The organism is Polaribacter marinivivus, from assembly GCF_042651285.1.
In the GTDB taxonomy this organism is placed as follows: Bacteria; Bacteroidota; Bacteroidia; order Flavobacteriales; family Flavobacteriaceae; genus Polaribacter; species Polaribacter marinivivus.
Genome location: NZ_JBHSCY010000001.1, coordinates 35513 through 52791, shown reverse-complemented (window position 1 = coordinate 52791; position 17279 = coordinate 35513). Strand labels below are relative to the sequence as shown.

Sequence of the window (17279 nt, the reverse complement as noted above, 5' to 3'; positions counted from 1 at the left end):
AGTTGCGTTTTTTGTGAACGAGGAATTTCCGAAGGAAATTCAGAAGTTTGCAAAAAAGCAACTAATTTTGATTAAGCTAAAAATAGCAATTTTTTATACACGTTGTTGCCAAAATGTTGCTTTGTTTTTAACCTGATTATAAATTTCCTTAGAGATAAAACCTTAATAAAAAAGCCATTATTATTCCAAAAATAATTGCTAGAGTAATAATAATATTCGTTTTTATTTTCTCCCTTTTTCTATTTTTAATCCATTTCTCTTTAAATTTTTTTAATTCTATTTCAGATAATTGAGGAAATTCATATTCTTTTTTTCCATTTTTCCCATATCCAATATAGTTTTCTTTAATTTTTCGTAATTTTTTTCTTAAAGAAAATTTATGTTCTTCATTTGATTTTTCTTTTTTTTTCAATTCCCCAAAATGTGATAACATAAAAGTCTTTTTATTTAAGTCAGAAATTCCGTAAAGAATTTAATTTCGAGTTTTTCAGATTCCGCATTTTGCTCAATTCCAAAAACTTTCTAAATTCAACATTTGAGTGATAACTCCATAATTTTGTTTTCAGAATTTTAATTATTTTCCTTTTTAATTTCTTTTAATATCATAATTTTCTATTCAGATTTAGACTGATTGAGCAATTTTTGGCAACGCTGTTGTGTATGGTTAGTTGCGTGGTTAAGCAACTAATTTAGTAAACAAATCACAGATAGAAAATTCCAGCGGAATTTTCGTAAGTCGGCAGTGACCTAGCAATTAATTATACACGGTGTTGTGCACAGTTTTTATTATTTATTTTTATCAGTTTTTAGACAAAAAAGTTAATAGAATGTCATTTGTTATTTTTGAGTTATTAAAGATGTCATGGCCCTTTTTTGGTAAAATACAAAGTTCACCATTTGGTAAATCATTATATATTTCAAAGCTATGGTTTAAGGGAATAAATGGGTCTCTATCCCCAAAAAGTATCAAAACCTTGCTTTCTATTTTAGGTAGTATTTCTTTAGGAATCCAAATGTCTTCTAACCACATTTCTTTAGAATTGTAAACAAACTCTTCCCAATGATTAGGATTAGGGGATTTCTTGTTATAAGAAGTAACATACTCTTCTGGAAGTATTTCAGGACTAAAATTTTGAAGAATTTTTAAGCCTTCTGGTGTACTAGAATGTGGGTTTAATGCACCTGCGCCAAATACTATTTTATTTATTTTATTAGGGATTTTATCGGCTACTAACATTCCAATAATTGCACCATCACTATAACCAATAATATCAATTTTGTCAAATTTTAACTTATCAACTATTTTAACTACGTAATCCGCTAGTATATTATAGCTCAAAGAGTCAATACTATAAGACCTACCATGACTAGGACTATCGATTGCTATTAATTTAAAGTGTTTGGATAAATCAGGGATTAATGTATTGAAATTTGATATGCTTCCCATACCTCCATGTAATAAAAGGATAGGTGAGCCTTCGCCATATTGTTCATAATAAATTTTGGTATTATCTATTTCTAAATATTGACCATGATTAGATCCGTATTCAACTTTTGATTGGCCAAAAACTTGGAAGTTGATAAGAAGGAATAGTATAGCAGATGTTAACCTCATATTCATTTTTTAAATTGTGCACAACGGTCTCGTATAACCGTCAGTTACGGGATTAAAGTTAATGTTTTTCGGTTAAGAACTGGCGTTAGCAATTCCGAGTGGATTCGGACGTAGTCGAATCCGCCGTAATTGCGGTTATACATTGTTGTAAAACGTATTTTATTCAACTCTTTTAATCCACTTTATTTAAAACAGATTGCCAAGCAGTCAACTTCCAAATTCCATCTTCTTTACGTTGGACTTCTAAAAATCGAATTGTAAAATCCGTTCGCCCTAAATTGACATCAACCTTGCCAGTCAAAACGGCTGTTTCTCCATATATTCTAACCTCGACATCTTTTGGAACGAATGAAACATAATTAATTCTTCCAGATTTTATTGTTTCAAGATATCCCGTCTTTGTTTCAGTCCAACCAGTTGTATGAGCATAAGTCAAGTCATCGGTCAAAACGTCATTTAGTTTGTCAATATCAGCTTGAATCATTGCCGAAATTCTTGTTGATTGAGCGTTTAATACTTCTTGTTTTTGGAAAGTGATGTTTTCATTTTGAGCCATTCCCATACTACAAGAAATAAATGAAAGGAATATCAAGATTTTCAGTGATTTCATAATTTCAAATTTATACATTCCTTTTTAGGAAGCTTTTGTGATATGTTTTACAACGGTTTTGTGTATGGTTAGTTGCGTGGTTAAGCCTTAAAGTTAGTAAACAAATCACAGATAGAAAATTCCAGCGGAATTTTCGTAAGTCGGCAGTGACCTAGCAATTAATTATACACGGTGTTACCTGCTGGCTTTTTTTATTTTAATCAATTGTTTCAGTTTCGCTTTCTTCATCTGGTTTTTTGCTCAATCTAATTCCGATAATTATCATTTGAATAATTCCAATTACCCAATAAGTAGGAAATCGTAAAAAAGTATAAACAACTTCAAAACTATCCATCCATTCTCCAACAATTTGCAATTCGATAATCATTGAAATAAATGGAAGTACGAACCCAAACAAAAGCAAAACCAATAAACAGCCTACTTTTTTCTCAAAATTTGTCTTCCAATACTTGATATTTAGGAAGATTAAAACCGCAATAATTAAATAGTCGAAATATCCTATTAACATTTATATATTTTATTCGTGAAAATATTCATAAACGTAAGCATCTATTTCTCCGCTTAATTGATTTCCGTTTTCGTCTTTTAAGTCATACATTTCTTGTATTCCGCCAATCGAAGCACAACCGTCCAAACCTAAAAGTATAGTGTAAAAAACATCAGTCAATGCCGTGTTCATAACTTTTTCCATTATTGCATTCTGTTCCCCAGTCAGATTAAGTGACTTAATTAATTGTCCGACTTTAGTTTCAGGGTTTTCAGATAAATATAATTTTAATATATCCTGTTTCTCGGTGTAAAATGCTTTTACTAATTGTTCTGTGTTCATCGGTTGTCAGCTTGCAGGTAACGGGTTTGCATATGATACGGCGGGTCTTGAGCGGCAGCTTCGGCAGTGCCAACATTTTGCGTCAGCGAAAGTGGGAAGCGCAGCGTGCGAATCAGCCGTGGGCAGTGGCGCCGCCACTACGTGATTATCCGCTGTACCAAATTTTTTATAAAGTTAGGGAATTTAATTTAAGACCAATGTAACCGCTGTATTATATGCGGTGTTGGCAACCGTTAATTAAATTCTCTTTTCGCCACTAAATATTCTATTCCGTTGACTATTTTGTATTTTTTAGTCCAAAGTCCATTCTTATTGTATTTGTATCTAAAATATTCGTATTCGTACAGAAAAGGTCCACCTGTAATTGGAATTGGAAACTCTTGTCTCGGTTGATATTCTCTGTGAATTTCAATCACATTGTTTTGGTCGTTGTATTTATAGTAAGTTGTAGCTGTTTCATTAATAGTTTTTCCATCCAAATTCTCGTATCTACTGAATTCCGTTGTTTTTATAATGTTCCCATTTTTGTCATATTCCATTAATTCCTTGTAAGGAAGAAGCGTGAATTTTGACGAATCAATTCGGGTTATTTTTTGAGGTTTTCCAAGTTCATTGAAATCGGAATATTTCTCTGTAATTCCAAAATTAAATTTCTGACTTATCAGCAATGAGTCATTATATTCCAATTTCAGATTTGAAATATCATTTGTATTTCCCTCGTTGATGTCATAAGTATTTATTTCTCGTTCTACATTTCCAAATCGGTCGTATTCAAATTCCGTTCGGCTTCGTAGTTCATTTTTCCAATAATTTTCTTGGACTGAAATAAGTCCGTTTGAGAGATAATATTTAGTACTCCATTTTCCCATTTCTATGTTTTTCTCAATATAGAAATCATAATCCTTTAATAAAGTCGATTCGTTTCTTTGTCCGAACGAAATATTAAAAATCATTAACGTCAAAACAAATAATAATAGGTTTTTCATATAAGAGTACAAAGAATTTAAATAATCATATTGTGGCTGAAAATGAGTAACAGCAATAAATAATTGCTTTTTTAAATGGGTTTAACAATAACTTCCTCTATGTTTTAAAATTTTTCGAGAATATTTTTTAGTCAATAATCTTTATTTTTTCTTTTTCCAAATCCGCAATGTATTTTAGTTCAAAGGTTTGTTCTTTGTCTAAAACGTTCATGTTAAAACTATATAATAAAAACTCATATTTCACATCGCACAATTTATTCAGTTCTGTATAGTTCTGAAGTCCTTTTTTCCTCAATTTATCTAAAATAGCAATAACTCTTTTGTCTGAATTTGAAATATCGACAGCTTTTTTTATTCTCTTAATTTCTGTTTGCAAGTCAGTTTCAAATTTTTTCTTTGAGTTAGAATATCCGTTCGCGTCAAGATAATTCCATATTCTGTTGTTGTGAGTTTCTAAAGAATCAATTAAATTTTCTGGAAATGTGTCTCCAGCGATTCCCTTTATCTTAAAAGGCCATTTTTTTTCGACAATCTGTTCGGCATTTTGATTGACAAAATTTCCAGGGCTGAATAATGTCCATATTTCAAGTGTATTGCCATTTTGTTTTATTTGAGCATTAATCAAATTGGAAATCAACAAAATTAAAATGATTATCAGTTTTTTCGTCATAATGGTTGCCAACGTGTTTGGCTATGATTTCGTTGTGGAATCATCCGCAGGATTATTCCGCCGAGAAATCAGCCGTATTTATAAATTAAACTTTGTTTTAACTCTCTGCCACAATGAATTATAGCCATTGTTGTAATGCGTTTTTTCATGTTTTATGTTTGTCAAATTCCTTTTTAATTACCTTCTCTAAATCATCAAATTTAATTTTGAGAGCACTTGAGGTTATTGAAATTGGCGAACCATAATTGTTAAAATTTGCCTTCATTATTTTTTTTGCAATTCTATTCTTTGCTCTATCTATGTATTTTTCAGGTTTTTCAGTTTGAATCAGTATTATTTTATTAGAAGCTATTTCCATGGTTTCAATTCCAACGATATCATTCCACTCAATCAATCCAATATTGCTTAGGTTTGAGTTATCTGTTATACCTTGTGAATCAATAATAAGTCCAGAGTTATTTTTAAATCCTTTTTTCGAAATAAAGAATAAACAAAGGCCAAAAAAAAGGACACCAATATAGCCCACAATTCTGACAATATTTTCATTCTTAAAAATTGGATTTATATACGTTTCTGGGCTCAAAATCATTAAAATACCAAGTATTACAAATAAAAGCGAGCCAAGTATCAGCAATAAAACTTTTGTACTACTTATTTCAATTTCAATTTTATCTTCCATTTTCAATTAGTAATTTTTACAATGCATTACAACGTGTTTGTACAAGGTTAGTTGCGTTGATTTAGCAATAAAGTTACTAGATAATTACTGACAAAGAAAATCCGAGAGGATTTTCGTAAGTAGGCGAGTACTAGCAATGAATTATAAACGGTGTTGTAACACGTTTTTTATTTTTTGTTTCCGTGATAATTTGGGTTTATTTCAAATTCTCCTGTTATTTCTCCACTTTCATTTACTTTCCAAGCACCTCTTATAAATTCAGCAGGAACTTCCTCTTTTCCCTCGAATTCTTTATCCAAAACATAAACCCAACCATTAGGATGTCTTTTTGCTTCTTTTATTAATTCTGGAGATAAATTTCGTTTATTCATTTCGTTCTTTCAATCGTTTTAATAAATCCACCAAATGTTGTTCAGAATGAGTTCTCATTAAAAGTACAAAATGCCAAATAGCATCTTTTTCGCTCGTATTTTCCATTCGCCATTTTATTTCTAACAAATCCTTTATAATATCAGTCAAATCATCTAATTCGTCTCCAATTCCGATTTCAATATTAGGTTCCATTTTGTTTGAATCCAAAACCATACTATACCAATCAAAATCAGGAAAATTGGCTTTGACATTTTCATTTATTTCGTTGTAATCAAAACTAGGTTCTTTATCATAATCAGTTTCGTCAAATTCAAATTCCACATTTAGAAATTCCGAGTAAATTCCGACTAACAGTTTTTTCAGCACTTCAGTTTTGTCGGTCAATTGCACTTTTGGATTAATTCCGAATTCAGTGATTTGATCTATCAATTCTCTTAATTTACTCAAAGTTTCTTGGTTTGGTCAAATGTGTTACAACGGTCTTGTATATGAAAAGTAGCGGATTTACGCATTACATTTTCAGTTTAGCAATGACCTTTAATTTATTCATTTTCTTTCAATTAAGCGATTAAACCGCTATTTTTTATATACGTTGTTGTACACTGGCTTTTTTCCGTTCAGATTGTTATTCAGCGTTGGCAAAGACATACTCTTTTGCGATTTTTGGCTTACGCATAGGCTGAAGCTAATTGCAAATGTGTATGGCTTTATGTGTTGGCATTTTGTTTTTCAACATTAGCTACAAATTGTTCAGCTACTGATTCAATTTTGAAAATAATTTTCTTAAGTGTCAACAATTCCGCTTCTGTAATATTTTGACATAGTAAATTATTGAATTCGGTTATTATTTCTGATATGATTTTTCTAGCTTCGATACCTTCTCTTGTTAGCTTTAAAATTACTTTTCTGCCATCATTTGTATCAATATTTCTTGTAATTAGTTTTCTATTCTCTAAATCATTAAATATCCTAGTTAGACTAATTGTTTTGATTCCAACATTTTTTGCTATTTCTGACGGTGAACTACCTTGCTTTTCAATACTAATGAGTACAAAACCCATTGCCTGTGTAATACCATTTTTACGTGCTATATCCGCATACATTCTCTGGATAGAATGCCAAGCAGTTTTAATCAAAAAGTCAGGTGATTGTTTACTATTCAACATCATAATTAAATTCAACTTTACTTTGTTTTATTATTTCATTTAGCACGTCAGGAATGTTGCCCTTATCTTCTACAGATTGCAAACTATTCTTCAGCTTATCAATATTAATAATTTCTTCAATACAAGAAACATATTTATTCACGATTGCCTCAACTGAATATTGTTGTTTTGCTCCTTCCTTAATTCTTTCAGTTAATTCTTTTACTGTTTCAGTAGATTTGACAACAAATGTTATTGGGAATTTTTCAAGCTTGTCAATATCTAAAAAATATTTCTTAACGTCTGTAGTTTCTGTAACTTGAAAAAATCTTCCAAGAGGTTTCATTACAAAATCAATTCCACCATCATTAGCATTTGTCCTTCCAGTTTTGTAAAGTTTGAGGTTTTCAGGTTGTATAGAATCTTCTTCAAAACCAAAATATACTGTTTGGTCATTATAGTCAGCTTTAAGAATTGAATAGCTAACTATTTCAAAAATTCTTGCGTCAACATTTGGCTCTAACAAACCTAGGATGAAAGATTTAATTTCTTCGGGCTTTTCATTTTCAATGTCTTTTAGTCTTTCACAGGTTTCGATAAAACTTTCAAACGCACTTCTTTTTGATGCTACATAAGAATCAATGATTTCTATTATTGCGTAAGATAAGTTTACGTTTTTCTTATTAACATTTAAGACTATAAGATTAGTATTAATCCAGTATCGTTTAGTATCAACAACTCTAATAATTGGAATGAAGTCACAAGTTGGAAAATACTTTCTAAATTCTTGATTCATTCGTTGATTTAAAGCGTGGTTTTGAAGTTTAGCACCAAATGGTAATTCTCTCTGTCTTTTAAAGAGGTCCGAAAACTTTGCTCCTTCGTATTTGGAATAATCTCCTTTTTCCGCAAAACCTCCATTAATATAATCTTCAACTAGAACATAAATAGCATAAAGATTACCAAAACTACCTCTTGCTTTAGAACCTTTATTTGCCGAAACAGTTTTTTGATTTATATATTTTAATAATTCGCTATTGTTAAATATAGCTTGTGCATCTTCTCCAAAATGTTTTTTTAGGACATCAAATATTGTTGCTGTAAAAGAGTGTTTCATATTTTAGGTTCGAATAATTTATGCTGTGATTGATTTTTAATTTGATAAGTTTTTGTCTCAGGTTTTAATTCTTCGCCATTTAGAGATTTTTCTTCTAGAACTCGTCTTAAACCAATTTTGGTGTAGTCTTCATCAATTTCAATACCTATTGAATTTCTGTTTAATGATTTAGCGACAAATGAAGTTGTAAAAGTACCAGAAAATGGGTCTAAAATTGTATCATCTTCCTTTGAACTAGCTAGTATAATTCTTTCTAGTAACGCAGTTGGTTTTTGTGTTGGATGTTTTTCATATTCATCCATTCTATATCTTACTCTAGGATAATCCCAAACATTTCCTGGAACTTTTTTAGTATTATAAGGTTGTGGTGGATTTTTTCTGTAATCGATTAGTTTTCTTTTTGCTCCAGTTTTTGCTTCAACAAGTATATCATCAGCATTAAAGGTGTAATTTTTGTCATCTTTTACACAGAACAATATTGGTTCATACATTGAGCCAAAATATTTTTTTGCCTGAACTCCTGAACTATCATATGACCATATGATTCTGGACAGAATAGAAACTTTATCTCGTAAATACAAATCAAAGTAAGGCATAAACTGTGTAGATGTCATAACATAAAAACTACCATCATCCTTTAGTTTTTTTAAGCATAAGTCAATCCATTTGTAACACCAATCTAAGTAGTCTTGGTCAATAGCCCATTTATCTTTGCGTCCATTAAAGTTTTTACCAATGTTATAAGGTGGGTCTACAAAGATTAAATCAATTGATTTATCTTCAATTTTTGTCTCTAAGACTTCAATTGCATCACCATTGTATATTGTATGCCTATCGTTGTTGTAAGTTTTTATCATTTTCTATAATATTTTTTTTGAGATTCTGCTATTTTCAAAGCGTCCAAACCTTGATTTTCATTTTTAATTAAATCGTAAACTTTATTAGCTAACCATAATGTTGTTAATTCTTCATGTGAAGCTTTGAAAAGGTCACTTATTTTTTTTAAGTCTTCACGTTTAATTTGTTTTTGGTCGTTTTCTACTTTACTTAAAAAGCCTTCTCCAATGTCAAGTTTTGAAGCCAATTCACGTTGCTTCATTCCTGATTGTTCTCTGAGCTGTTTTATTTTTTGTCCAATTGTCATTGACCTATTTTTTACTTGTCCAATGTTGGTCAAATATAAAAAAATGATTTGATTTGAAATATTATATTTTTATGTTTTTCAGATGGTGGAAAAGGCAAGCTTTTTTTGTTTTTGAGGAACGAAAAAATAAAATGTGCTTGACTGTGCGGTTGGCTTTTCAGAGCTTGTGTACAACGTGTTTGTGTATGCTTTGTTGCGTTGGTTTAGCGTAAATTTAGCAAATAAAAACTGAATAGAAAATCCGCGAGGATTTTCGTAAGTTGGCTAAAAGAAAGCAATAAAATATACATGGTGTTGTACACTGCTTTATTCATTCTTTATTTTCCAAATATTTCCTTTTTTGGTTTCATATTTTATAATTCCTTCAGAAATACTCCAATAAACTTTTTTAATTCGACTATTTCCCTCCTTTTCTGTTTTTAAAATTATAACATCATAAATAGTTTTTCCTTCATATTCAAGCTTATGTTTTTTCAATTTTTCAAAATCTTCTAAATAAAATTTTCCAATAAGTCCTTCAATTTCAAGATATGAATCAGAGTTTTTTCCATAACCAGCATTTATTCTAACCAAATAACTTTCTCCAGTTTTAGCTATTATAGTTTCATTAAAATGCAACTGTGGTCCATCAGGAATAAATTTCTCCAAATTTGAGATAATAATGGTGTCAATTAAATTTAAGTTTTCATTTTCAAATATTAATCTTTCACCATTTTTGTATGGCATATATTTCAAATCTTTTTCACTTAAATATTCCTTACAAGAACTTAATGTCAATAAGATTATAAATAGTGAAATAGTCTTTTTCATAAGTTGTGTACAACGTTGTTGTATATGGTTTGTTGCGTGTTTCAAGCAACTAATTTATTAAATAATTATGGACAAAGAAAGTCCGCGAGGACTTTCGTAAGTAAGCAAAAAGCCATCAATAAATTATATACGGTGTTGTAGCCAGTTTTTATTTCCATATTTCCCACCATTTTTCACGTTTTATAGTTTCCTTGGAATGTTTTTCAACATTTGGTTCTACTTTATATTCTTCAAGTAGATTTCCGTTAAAACCGAACTTATATCGATTATATTCCCAGTCAGTTGCTAAAATATAATCTTTATAAACTACAAAGTCGTCAATTCCTTCAGGTGTTGTCCAAATATCTCGTCCTCCTTTTTGCCAAATTATTTTTCCATTTTTGTCAAGTCGAGTAATTTCAAGTTCTCCGTGGATTACATAATCTGTATCTAAATAATGAACCTCAAAACAAGTAGATGAATCGGCTTTAGTTTTCCATTCTAATTGTAAGTCAGGTAATGTCAATTTAAATACTGTGTTTGCACAACAAACAATAAGTCCACCATAACTAATAAGAGTTGAATTTTCAAAGACACCTGTACCACTTCCTTCTGACGCAATTAAGCAACTTGATAATAATTTTTCATTTTCATATATTTCAATCCCTATTTTAGAAGTCAAAGCACTTTTATCACCATTTATAAAAGTTTGATTATATTTTTTTAAGTTGTCAACTGATTCAAACCCAAAATCTATTTCGTCATATAACTTGATTGTTTGATTTTCTAAAACTAATATTTCAGATGCTTCTTTCATTCAGTTTTTGAGTTCTTTTTAATTGGCTACAACGTGTTTGTGTATGGCTTGTTGCGGAAAATCAGTATGATTTTCCGATTAAGGAAACAAGATAGCAAATTGCGCAAGAATTTCCGAGTAGGAAATTCACAAGCAATGAGCTATACACGGTGTTGGCAGTAGTTTTTTATATTCTTTTCAGTTCGTATGTTAATAATTCTTCTTTTGGATAATCTCCTAATTTATTCCAAATTTCCACACAATCTATAATTCCGTTAGAAAAGTGAACAGTTAAATCAGCCAATACATTTTCATTTTTATTAATCAGCTCAAACTTGGTTAACTCGTGATTATGTTTACCAAACATCTGTTCAAGTTGTGATTTAGATAATCTGTGCTCTTCAATTCCATTTTCAGGTTTTAGATAAACATACAAACCAACACGAGTATGTTCCGATTCTTTTTCTGTTAATAGTTCTATCTGTTCGAATAATTGACTTTCAAATTTTTCGGCTTCGACAGTCAATTCTATTATTCTAGATATGAGTTCAGACTTTATCATTTAATAATCAGTCGCAATTATCAAGTTCGGTTTTTCTCCGACTTCTAATTTTCTATAATTTACAAAAGCTCCACACTCCAAAATTGCGTTAAATAATTCAGGTTCGTTTTCTTTCAAGTATTTTCCGTTATCAATTTGTAAAATAGTTGGTTCGTCAGTCAGTTCATCAACGCAGTCAATCCAAGCATTCATATTTTCTCCATAATAATCCGGAAAGTTCATTTCTTTCTTAAATTCAGAGTGGAATGTCTTCCAATTCTTTAATCTTTTTCCTTTAATTCTGAATGTTTGCATTTCGTTTCTCAAATTACTGCCAACTGGTTATATACAAGTAAATATATGTGTTTTCGACTATATATTACCGGATAAACCAAGTTTTTTGTTTTGTTTATCAGAGTTTTTTAACTTCTGTAAAGCAATATCTAAGGGGTTTTGTATATCCATTAAATCTTTACGTTTTACATGGGTGTAAATCATTGTTGTTTCTGGTTTAGCATGGCCTAATAAAGATTGTATATACCTAATGTCAACGCCATTTTCTAATAAATGAGTTGCATAACTATGCCTTAATGTATGAGGTGTAACTCTTTTATCAATATTAGCTTTTAGACAACTTTTTTTCAAAAACTGGCGTATACTTTCTTGACTGTATTTTTCTCCTTTTTGTCCTTCAATAAAATAAAATTTAGGGTTGTAAGAATTATAATAATTTAATAAGAGAGGTAAAAAGCTATCAGCAAGACTTACATATCTGTCTTTTCGGCCTTTGCCATTCTTGACAATTAATTGTTTTCTTTCAATGTGAAAATCTGCTAATTTTAAATTGATTAATTCTCCAATTCTTAAACCACAGGAATAAATTAAAGCAATTATTGTTCTATGCTTTAAGTTTTGGGTACACTTGATAATTTTTAAGATTTCTTCTTGGGATAGGACATTAGGTAGTTTTTTATCCTTTTTTGGTCTTTCAAGTTCTAAATTATTTATTTTACTATGAGGAAAAAAATTAATAAATAGTTTCATCGCGCTAATGAACTGCCTTTGTGTACTGATGGAGTATTTTCTTGGAATAAAGATTTGTTCAATAAAAATCTCAACATCTCTGTTTGTTAAATTTACACATTCTATATGCGAATTAAAACTTATAAAATCAGCAATAAAAAAAGTATAAGTTTGTATCGTACTTTTGCTATATCTTTTTCCTTTTAAATAAAGGTAGAAATCATTTAGAAAGTCTTTTTGGTTTTGATTTAATTGTCTTTTAAACTTATTATTGCTTGGTTGAGATTTATCATTAATGTAACATAATGACTTAAATTCAGCTTTTACAAGTAAAATATTCTCTAAAGAATAATCTATATACCAAGATCTCAAAGTTTTACTCCACATAGCGTTTGGAAGTTTCTTCGCTATAGCTATTAATTTAGTGTCATAAGAAAACGTAATTAAAAGCCTTTTTTTCTTTTTGTGTGTTTTCTGAAGTAATGTTATACTGGGTAAGTCCAACTTCTTTTCCTTTAGCGGAGTGAAAGTAAAGAAAATATTTTTATTTTAAAAATATATACTAATTTTGTTCAAAATTAAGTTAAATTACCGTAAACGCTGTCGTAAACGTTTTTGATTTAAAAAGTATATAAATGACGGGTAAATTGTTGTTTTTGTCGAACTCATAACCCGAAGGTCACTGGTTCGAGTCCAGTTCCCGCTACAAAATTTTAGAAAGCAGTTTAGAATATTCTAAACTGCTTTTTTTTTGATTAAAACTAAAAATTATGCTTCTAAAAAAATAGTATCTTTAAGTCATTAAAATTATTTTTATGAAACTAACTAAGACACTTTTTTTTCTATTAATTTCTCTCTCAATAAACTCATTATTTTCTCAAACAGATTCGAATAGTGAAGGCCCATTTAATCAATTAATTATTAGGGGAGTTATGTTAATTAATGGAGATGGCTCACCTCCTAGAGGTCCTGTTGATATTGTTGTAGAAGATAACAAAATAACTAAGGTTCAAGTTGTGGGTTACCCTGGAGTAAAAATCAATGAAAACAGAAGACCTAAATTAAAAAGTGGAGGAAAAGAATTAGATGCTGAAGGTATGTATTTATTACCTGGCTTTGTAGATATGCATGGACATATTGGAGGTTCTTCTCAAGGCGCTAGTCCTGAATATGTTTTTAAACTTTGGATGGCTCATGGTATTACAACTGTAAGGCAACCTAGTGGAATTAATGCAAAAGAATTAAAAAAATTAAGTGCAGCCAATAAAATTGTAGCGCCAAGAATTTTTGATTATGTAGGGTTTGGTAGTGGCGCAAAAAATGGAATAAATACTCCTGAAGAAGCAAGAGAGTGGGTTAGAAGTAATGCTAAGAATGGTGCAGATGGTATCAAATTTTTTGGAGCAGAACCAGAAATTATGGCTGCTGCTTTAGAAGAAAATAAAAAATTAGGTTTAGGTTCTGCTTGTCATCATGCTCAGTTAAGTGTGGCTAGGTGGAATGTGTTGCATTCTGCTAGAGCAGGGTTAACTTCTATGGAACATTGGTATGGTTTGCCAGAAGCTTTATTTGATGATAGAACTGTTCAAAACTATCCATTAGATTATAATTATCAAAATGAACAACACAGGTTTGAAGAAGCAGGAAAGCTTTGGGCACAAGCAGCAAAACCTTATTCAGAACATTGGAATAATGTGATGAATGAATTATTAGATCTTGATTTTACTTTAGACCCTACTTTTAATATTTATGAAGCTAGTAGAGATTTACACAGAGCTAGAAGAGCTGAATGGCATGAAGATTATACTTTACCTTCTTTATGGAAGTTTTATGAACCAAGTAAAATATCTCATGGTTCTTATTGGCATGATTGGGGCACAGAACAAGAAGTAAATTGGCGTAAAAACTATCAACTTTGGATGACATTTATAAACGAATATAAGAATAGAGGAGGCAGAGTAACAGCAGGTTCTGATTCAGGTTTTATTTATCAATTGTATGGTTTTGCATATATAAGAGAATTAGAATTACTAAGAGAAGCTGGTTTTCATCCTTTAGAAGTAATTAGGTCAGCAACTTTAAATGGTGCAGAAGCTTTAGGTTGGGATGATAAAATAGGATCAGTTCAAGTTGGTAAGTTAGCAGATTTTGTGATTGTTGATGCCAATCCTCTTCAAAATTTAAAAGTTTTATATGGTACAGGAGCTATAAAATTGACTAAAGACAATGAAGTTGTTAGAGTTGGTGGAGTAAAATATACCATTAAAGACGGTATTGTTTATGATGCAAAAAAGCTATTAGCTGAAGTAAAAGCAATGGTAGATGTAGAAAAAGCAAAAAACAACTGGAAATTAAAACAACCTGGAATAAAAAATTAATTACAAAAGAAAATTAAAAAATGAAAACTATTAGATTAATCGTAATTTTTATATCAATTTTCTGTGTTTTTAATTCAATTACTGCACAAGATTATTATTTAAAAGGTAAAGGTCCTTTTAATGAAAAAATTCCCACACCAAAAGAATATTTGGGTTATGAGATTGGAGAACATCACACAAGACACGATTTAATTGTTGGGTATTTAACCCAATTAGCTGAAATATCAGATAGAGCCTCTATAGAAGTTTATGGAAAAACACATGAACATAGAAAGTTGGTAATGTTTTCTGTTAGTGCAACCGAAAATTTAAAAAATCTTGAACAAATAAAACAACAACATTTGTCTTTTGTAAATACCAATGAAGATGCTAAAAATTATGAAGATGTTCCTGTTATTATCCAATTAGGATATAATGTTCATGGTAATGAACCTTCTAGTGCAGAGGCTGCATTACTAACAGCTTATACTTTAGTGGCATCTAATAGTGCAGAAGTAAAAAACTATCTAAAAAATGCTGTAATTTTTATAGATCCAACAATAAATCCTGATGGTAGAGATAGACATACTCAATGGGCCAACCAATATCAGTCTAAAAATTTGGTGTCAGATAATATTGATGCTGAACATAATGAAGCTTGGCCAAGAGGAAGAACAAATCATTACTGGTTTGATTTAAATAGAGATTGGCTGTTAGCAGTGCATCCAGAAAGTAAAGGAAAATTAAAATGGATGCACGAATGGTATCCGAATGTAGTTACCGATTTTCATGAAATGGGCACCAATAGTCATTATTTTTTCGAGCCTATGAAACCTATTGGTTCTTGGGATCCAATAATGCCAAAAGAAAATTATGAAGATTTGAATAACATGTTTGCAAAGTATTATTCAAAATCTTTAGATGATTTAGGCTCTTTATATTATACAAAAGAATCTTTTGATGGTACTTATCCAGGTTATGGTTCTTCTTATCCAGACTTACAAGGTGGTTTAGCAATTTTGTTTGAACAGGCTAGTTCTAGAGGTCATGTTCAAGATACAGATTATGGGAAAATTACATTCCCTTTTACAATTAGAAATCAACTTACATCGAGTTTTGCAACTATTAAAGCTGCAGTCGAAAATAAAAGTTATTTAAGAAAATACCAACAAGATTTTTTTAAATCAGCTGTAACTAAAAAAGTAAAATCTGGTTTTGGTGGATATGAGTTTTCTGTCGAAAATGATAAAAACAGAGAAAAAGCATTTGTAGATTTTTTATTAACGCATAAAATTAAAGTCTATAAAAAAGGTAATAAATATACTGTTCCATTAAAACAGCCTCAGCATAGAATGGTGCAAACGATGTTTGAGACCTATAATAAATATAGAGATAGTGTTTTTTATGACGCTTCTGCATGGAGTGTTGCGAACTTTTATAATGTAGATTATAAGGGGTTAAAATCAGTAAAGCTTGGAGATGAAGTTTTATCAACAGCATCAATTACCAATAATAAACCCGTAGTTAAATCTAATTACGCTTATATTTTAGATTGGGATGATTATAATACACCAGCAGCTTTATATTATTTACAAAATAAGGGTTTAAAGCTAGCGTCTGCATTTAAACCTTTTACTATAAAAACTGTAAACGGAGAAAAAAGTTTTAATTATGGTAGTTTATTATTACCAGTAAGCAAACAAAAAATGAATGCTGAAAAGGTGTTTCAATTGGTTCAGTTAGCACAAGAAAAATTTAATATTCCTGTATTTAGTACAGAAACAGGGTTTAGTATTTCTGGGATAGATTTAGGAAGTAATAATTTTAGAGTTGTAGAAAAACCTAAAGCTGCTATGCTAATTGGAGAAGGTGTAAATTCTTATGAAGCTGGAGAAGTTTGGCATTTATTAGATTCTAGAATTCATATGCCAATTACTAAAATTAGAATGCAAAATTTTAGAAGAGCAAATCTAGAAAAATACAATACTTTAGTTATGGTTTCTGGTAGTTATAGTCAAATTGATTCTGTTCAAAAACAAAAACTAAAAAATTGGATAGCCAAAGGAAATACATTAATTACTATAGCAAATGGAGCAAAATGGGCCATTGATAAAAAAATAGCAAAAGAACAATTAACTAAAAAATCAAAAAATAAAAAGGATTCTATTAAAAGATTATCTTATGTAGATGCCTCAGAACATTTAGGAAGAGAAAGAGTAGGAGGAGCTATTTTTCAAGTAGACTTAGATGTAACACATCCTTTAGGTTTTGGTTATCGTAATTCTAAATTACCAGTTTATAAAAATAATATGGTGTTTTTAGCACCAAGTAAAAATCCTTATTCTACAGTAGCCAAATACACAGAAAATCCTCATATAGACGGTTTTGTGTCAAAGAATAGTTTAGAACATTTTATAAAACCATCTGCTTCTGTTTTGGTAAATGGTCTTGGAGCTGGAAGAGTGATTTTATTTGCTGATAATCCAAACTTTAGAGGAGCTTGGTATGGTACTAATAAACTGTTTTTAAATGCTTTGTTTTTGGGTAGTGAAATTAGAGTGCCTAGATAAATAATTAAAAAGGGTATTTTAAATTAAAATACCCTT

The 17279-nt window shown here is 30.2% G+C and carries 21 protein-coding genes; 2 read left to right on the top strand and 19 right to left on the bottom strand.

Features of this window, described 5'->3' with window-relative positions; all coding sequences use genetic code 11:
• Positions 1–148: 148 nt before the first annotated feature.
• The 19 genes from ACFOWD_RS00250 to ACFOWD_RS00160 all read right to left on the bottom strand — a co-directional run bounded on the left by ACFOWD_RS00250 (position 149) and on the right by ACFOWD_RS00160 (position 12820).
• The gene (locus ACFOWD_RS00250; RefSeq protein WP_377407125.1) at positions 149–433 is read right to left on the bottom strand and encodes a hypothetical protein; all 285 of its coding nucleotides are present in this window, start codon (positions 431–433) and stop codon (positions 149–151) included.
• 366 nt (positions 434–799) lie between these two features.
• On the bottom strand, positions 800–1615 hold the full coding sequence (locus tag ACFOWD_RS00245; protein ID WP_377407123.1) for an alpha/beta fold hydrolase: 816 nt from the start codon (positions 1613–1615) through the stop codon (positions 800–802).
• Positions 1616–1787: 172 nt separating this feature from the next.
• Positions 1788–2225, bottom strand: a complete 438-nt coding sequence (locus ACFOWD_RS00240) for a nuclear transport factor 2 family protein (protein ID WP_377407121.1) — start codon at positions 2223–2225, stop codon at positions 1788–1790.
• A 196-nt stretch (positions 2226–2421) separates the two neighbouring features.
• On the bottom strand, positions 2422–2592 hold the full coding sequence (locus tag ACFOWD_RS00235; protein WP_377407119.1) for a hypothetical protein: 171 nt from the start codon (positions 2590–2592) through the stop codon (positions 2422–2424).
• 150 nt (positions 2593–2742) lie between these two features.
• Positions 2743–3054 (bottom strand): hypothetical protein, encoded by a 312-nt coding sequence (locus tag ACFOWD_RS00230; protein ID WP_377407117.1) that lies wholly within the window; start codon positions 3052–3054, stop codon positions 2743–2745.
• 233 nt (positions 3055–3287) lie between these two features.
• Positions 3288–4040, bottom strand: coding sequence for a hypothetical protein (locus tag ACFOWD_RS00225; RefSeq protein ID WP_377407115.1), 753 nt, complete (start codon positions 4038–4040; stop codon positions 3288–3290).
• A 127-nt stretch (positions 4041–4167) separates the two neighbouring features.
• Entirely contained in the window at positions 4168–4710 is a 543-nt protein-coding gene (locus ACFOWD_RS00220; RefSeq protein ID WP_377407113.1) for a hypothetical protein, read from the bottom strand.
• Positions 4711–4855: 145 nt separating this feature from the next.
• Positions 4856–5389: an STM3941 family protein gene (locus ACFOWD_RS00215; protein WP_377407111.1), complete on the bottom strand. Its 534-nt coding sequence runs from the start codon at positions 5387–5389 to the stop codon at positions 4856–4858.
• A 167-nt stretch (positions 5390–5556) separates the two neighbouring features.
• On the bottom strand, positions 5557–5760 hold the full coding sequence (locus ACFOWD_RS00210) for a hypothetical protein (protein WP_377407109.1): 204 nt from the start codon (positions 5758–5760) through the stop codon (positions 5557–5559).
• Positions 5753–6208, bottom strand: a complete 456-nt coding sequence (locus ACFOWD_RS00205) for a DUF5063 domain-containing protein (RefSeq protein WP_377407108.1) — start codon at positions 6206–6208, stop codon at positions 5753–5755. Before ACFOWD_RS00205 ends, ACFOWD_RS00210 begins: the two co-directional genes overlap by 8 nt.
• 260 nt (positions 6209–6468) lie before the next feature.
• Positions 6469–6942, bottom strand: coding sequence for a MarR family winged helix-turn-helix transcriptional regulator (locus tag ACFOWD_RS00200; RefSeq protein ID WP_377407106.1), 474 nt, complete (start codon positions 6940–6942; stop codon positions 6469–6471).
• Complete coding sequence (locus ACFOWD_RS00195) at positions 6917–8023, bottom strand: hypothetical protein (RefSeq protein WP_377407104.1); 1107 nt, start codon at positions 8021–8023, stop codon at positions 6917–6919. The genes ACFOWD_RS00200 and ACFOWD_RS00195 overlap by 26 nt, the downstream gene beginning before the upstream one ends.
• A complete protein-coding gene (yhdJ, locus tag ACFOWD_RS00190) occupies positions 8020–8880 on the bottom strand; it encodes an adenine-specific DNA-methyltransferase (RefSeq protein ID WP_377407102.1) in 861 nt (286 codons plus the stop codon). Before yhdJ ends, ACFOWD_RS00195 begins: the two co-directional genes overlap by 4 nt.
• Positions 8877–9167 (bottom strand): helix-turn-helix domain-containing protein, encoded by a 291-nt coding sequence (locus ACFOWD_RS00185; RefSeq protein ID WP_377407101.1) that lies wholly within the window; start codon positions 9165–9167, stop codon positions 8877–8879. Before ACFOWD_RS00185 ends, yhdJ begins: the two co-directional genes overlap by 4 nt.
• Before the next feature lie 306 nt (positions 9168–9473).
• A complete protein-coding gene (locus ACFOWD_RS00180) occupies positions 9474–9977 on the bottom strand; it encodes a hypothetical protein (protein ID WP_377407099.1) in 504 nt (167 codons plus the stop codon).
• A 148-nt stretch (positions 9978–10125) separates the two neighbouring features.
• The gene (locus ACFOWD_RS00175) at positions 10126–10773 is read right to left on the bottom strand and encodes a hypothetical protein (protein WP_377407097.1); all 648 of its coding nucleotides are present in this window, start codon (positions 10771–10773) and stop codon (positions 10126–10128) included.
• A gap of 166 nt (positions 10774–10939) precedes the next feature.
• Positions 10940–11278 carry a hypothetical protein gene (locus tag ACFOWD_RS00170; protein WP_377407095.1) on the bottom strand — a complete coding sequence of 113 codons (339 nt, stop codon included), beginning with the start codon at positions 11276–11278 and terminating at the stop codon, positions 10940–10942.
• 36 nt (positions 11279–11314) lie between these two features.
• A complete protein-coding gene (locus ACFOWD_RS00165) occupies positions 11315–11608 on the bottom strand; it encodes a barstar family protein (protein ID WP_272023417.1) in 294 nt (97 codons plus the stop codon).
• Between the two features lie 57 nt (positions 11609–11665).
• Positions 11666–12820, bottom strand: coding sequence for a tyrosine-type recombinase/integrase (locus ACFOWD_RS00160; protein WP_377407093.1), 1155 nt, complete (start codon positions 12818–12820; stop codon positions 11666–11668).
• A 311-nt stretch (positions 12821–13131) separates the two neighbouring features.
• On the opposite strand from ACFOWD_RS00160, the gene ACFOWD_RS00155 reads away from it, so the two are divergent.
• Positions 13132–14694, top strand: coding sequence for an amidohydrolase family protein (locus ACFOWD_RS00155; protein ID WP_377407091.1), 1563 nt, complete (start codon positions 13132–13134; stop codon positions 14692–14694).
• A 20-nt stretch (positions 14695–14714) separates the two neighbouring features.
• A complete protein-coding gene (locus tag ACFOWD_RS00150; protein ID WP_377407089.1) occupies positions 14715–17243 on the top strand; it encodes a M14 family metallopeptidase in 2529 nt (842 codons plus the stop codon).
• Positions 17244–17279: the final 36 nt, after the last annotated feature.

What these genes read in the sequence shown, in the direction of transcription:
- ACFOWD_RS00250 (WP_377407125.1), bottom strand. Translation starts at nt 433, where the DNA reads ATGTTATCACATTTTGGGGAATTGAAAAAAAAAGAAAAATCAAATGAA.
- ACFOWD_RS00245 (WP_377407123.1), bottom strand. Translation starts at nt 1,615, where the DNA reads ATGAGGTTAACATCTGCTATACTATTCCTTCTTATCAACTTCCAAGTT.
- ACFOWD_RS00240 (WP_377407121.1), bottom strand. Translation starts at nt 2,225, where the DNA reads ATGAAATCACTGAAAATCTTGATATTCCTTTCATTTATTTCTTGTAGT.
- ACFOWD_RS00235 (WP_377407119.1), bottom strand. Translation starts at nt 2,592, where the DNA reads ATGATTATCGAATTGCAAATTGTTGGAGAATGGATGGATAGTTTTGAA.
- ACFOWD_RS00230 (WP_377407117.1), bottom strand. Translation starts at nt 3,054, where the DNA reads ATGAACACAGAACAATTAGTAAAAGCATTTTACACCGAGAAACAGGAT.
- ACFOWD_RS00225 (WP_377407115.1), bottom strand. Translation starts at nt 4,040, where the DNA reads ATGAAAAACCTATTATTATTTGTTTTGACGTTAATGATTTTTAATATT.
- ACFOWD_RS00220 (WP_377407113.1), bottom strand. Translation starts at nt 4,710, where the DNA reads ATGACGAAAAAACTGATAATCATTTTAATTTTGTTGATTTCCAATTTG.
- ACFOWD_RS00215 (WP_377407111.1), bottom strand. Translation starts at nt 5,389, where the DNA reads ATGGAAGATAAAATTGAAATTGAAATAAGTAGTACAAAAGTTTTATTG.
- ACFOWD_RS00210 (WP_377407109.1), bottom strand. Translation starts at nt 5,760, where the DNA reads ATGAATAAACGAAATTTATCTCCAGAATTAATAAAAGAAGCAAAAAGA.
- ACFOWD_RS00195 (WP_377407104.1), bottom strand. Translation starts at nt 8,023, where the DNA reads ATGAAACACTCTTTTACAGCAACAATATTTGATGTCCTAAAAAAACAT.
- yhdJ (WP_377407102.1), bottom strand. Translation starts at nt 8,880, where the DNA reads ATGATAAAAACTTACAACAACGATAGGCATACAATATACAATGGTGAT.
- ACFOWD_RS00185 (WP_377407101.1), bottom strand. Translation starts at nt 9,167, where the DNA reads ATGACAATTGGACAAAAAATAAAACAGCTCAGAGAACAATCAGGAATG.
- ACFOWD_RS00180 (WP_377407099.1), bottom strand. Translation starts at nt 9,977, where the DNA reads ATGAAAAAGACTATTTCACTATTTATAATCTTATTGACATTAAGTTCT.
- ACFOWD_RS00175 (WP_377407097.1), bottom strand. Translation starts at nt 10,773, where the DNA reads ATGAAAGAAGCATCTGAAATATTAGTTTTAGAAAATCAAACAATCAAG.
- ACFOWD_RS00165 (WP_272023417.1), bottom strand. Translation starts at nt 11,608, where the DNA reads ATGCAAACATTCAGAATTAAAGGAAAAAGATTAAAGAATTGGAAGACA.
- ACFOWD_RS00155 (WP_377407091.1), top strand. Translation starts at nt 13,132, where the DNA reads ATGAAACTAACTAAGACACTTTTTTTTCTATTAATTTCTCTCTCAATA.
- ACFOWD_RS00150 (WP_377407089.1), top strand. Translation starts at nt 14,715, where the DNA reads ATGAAAACTATTAGATTAATCGTAATTTTTATATCAATTTTCTGTGTT.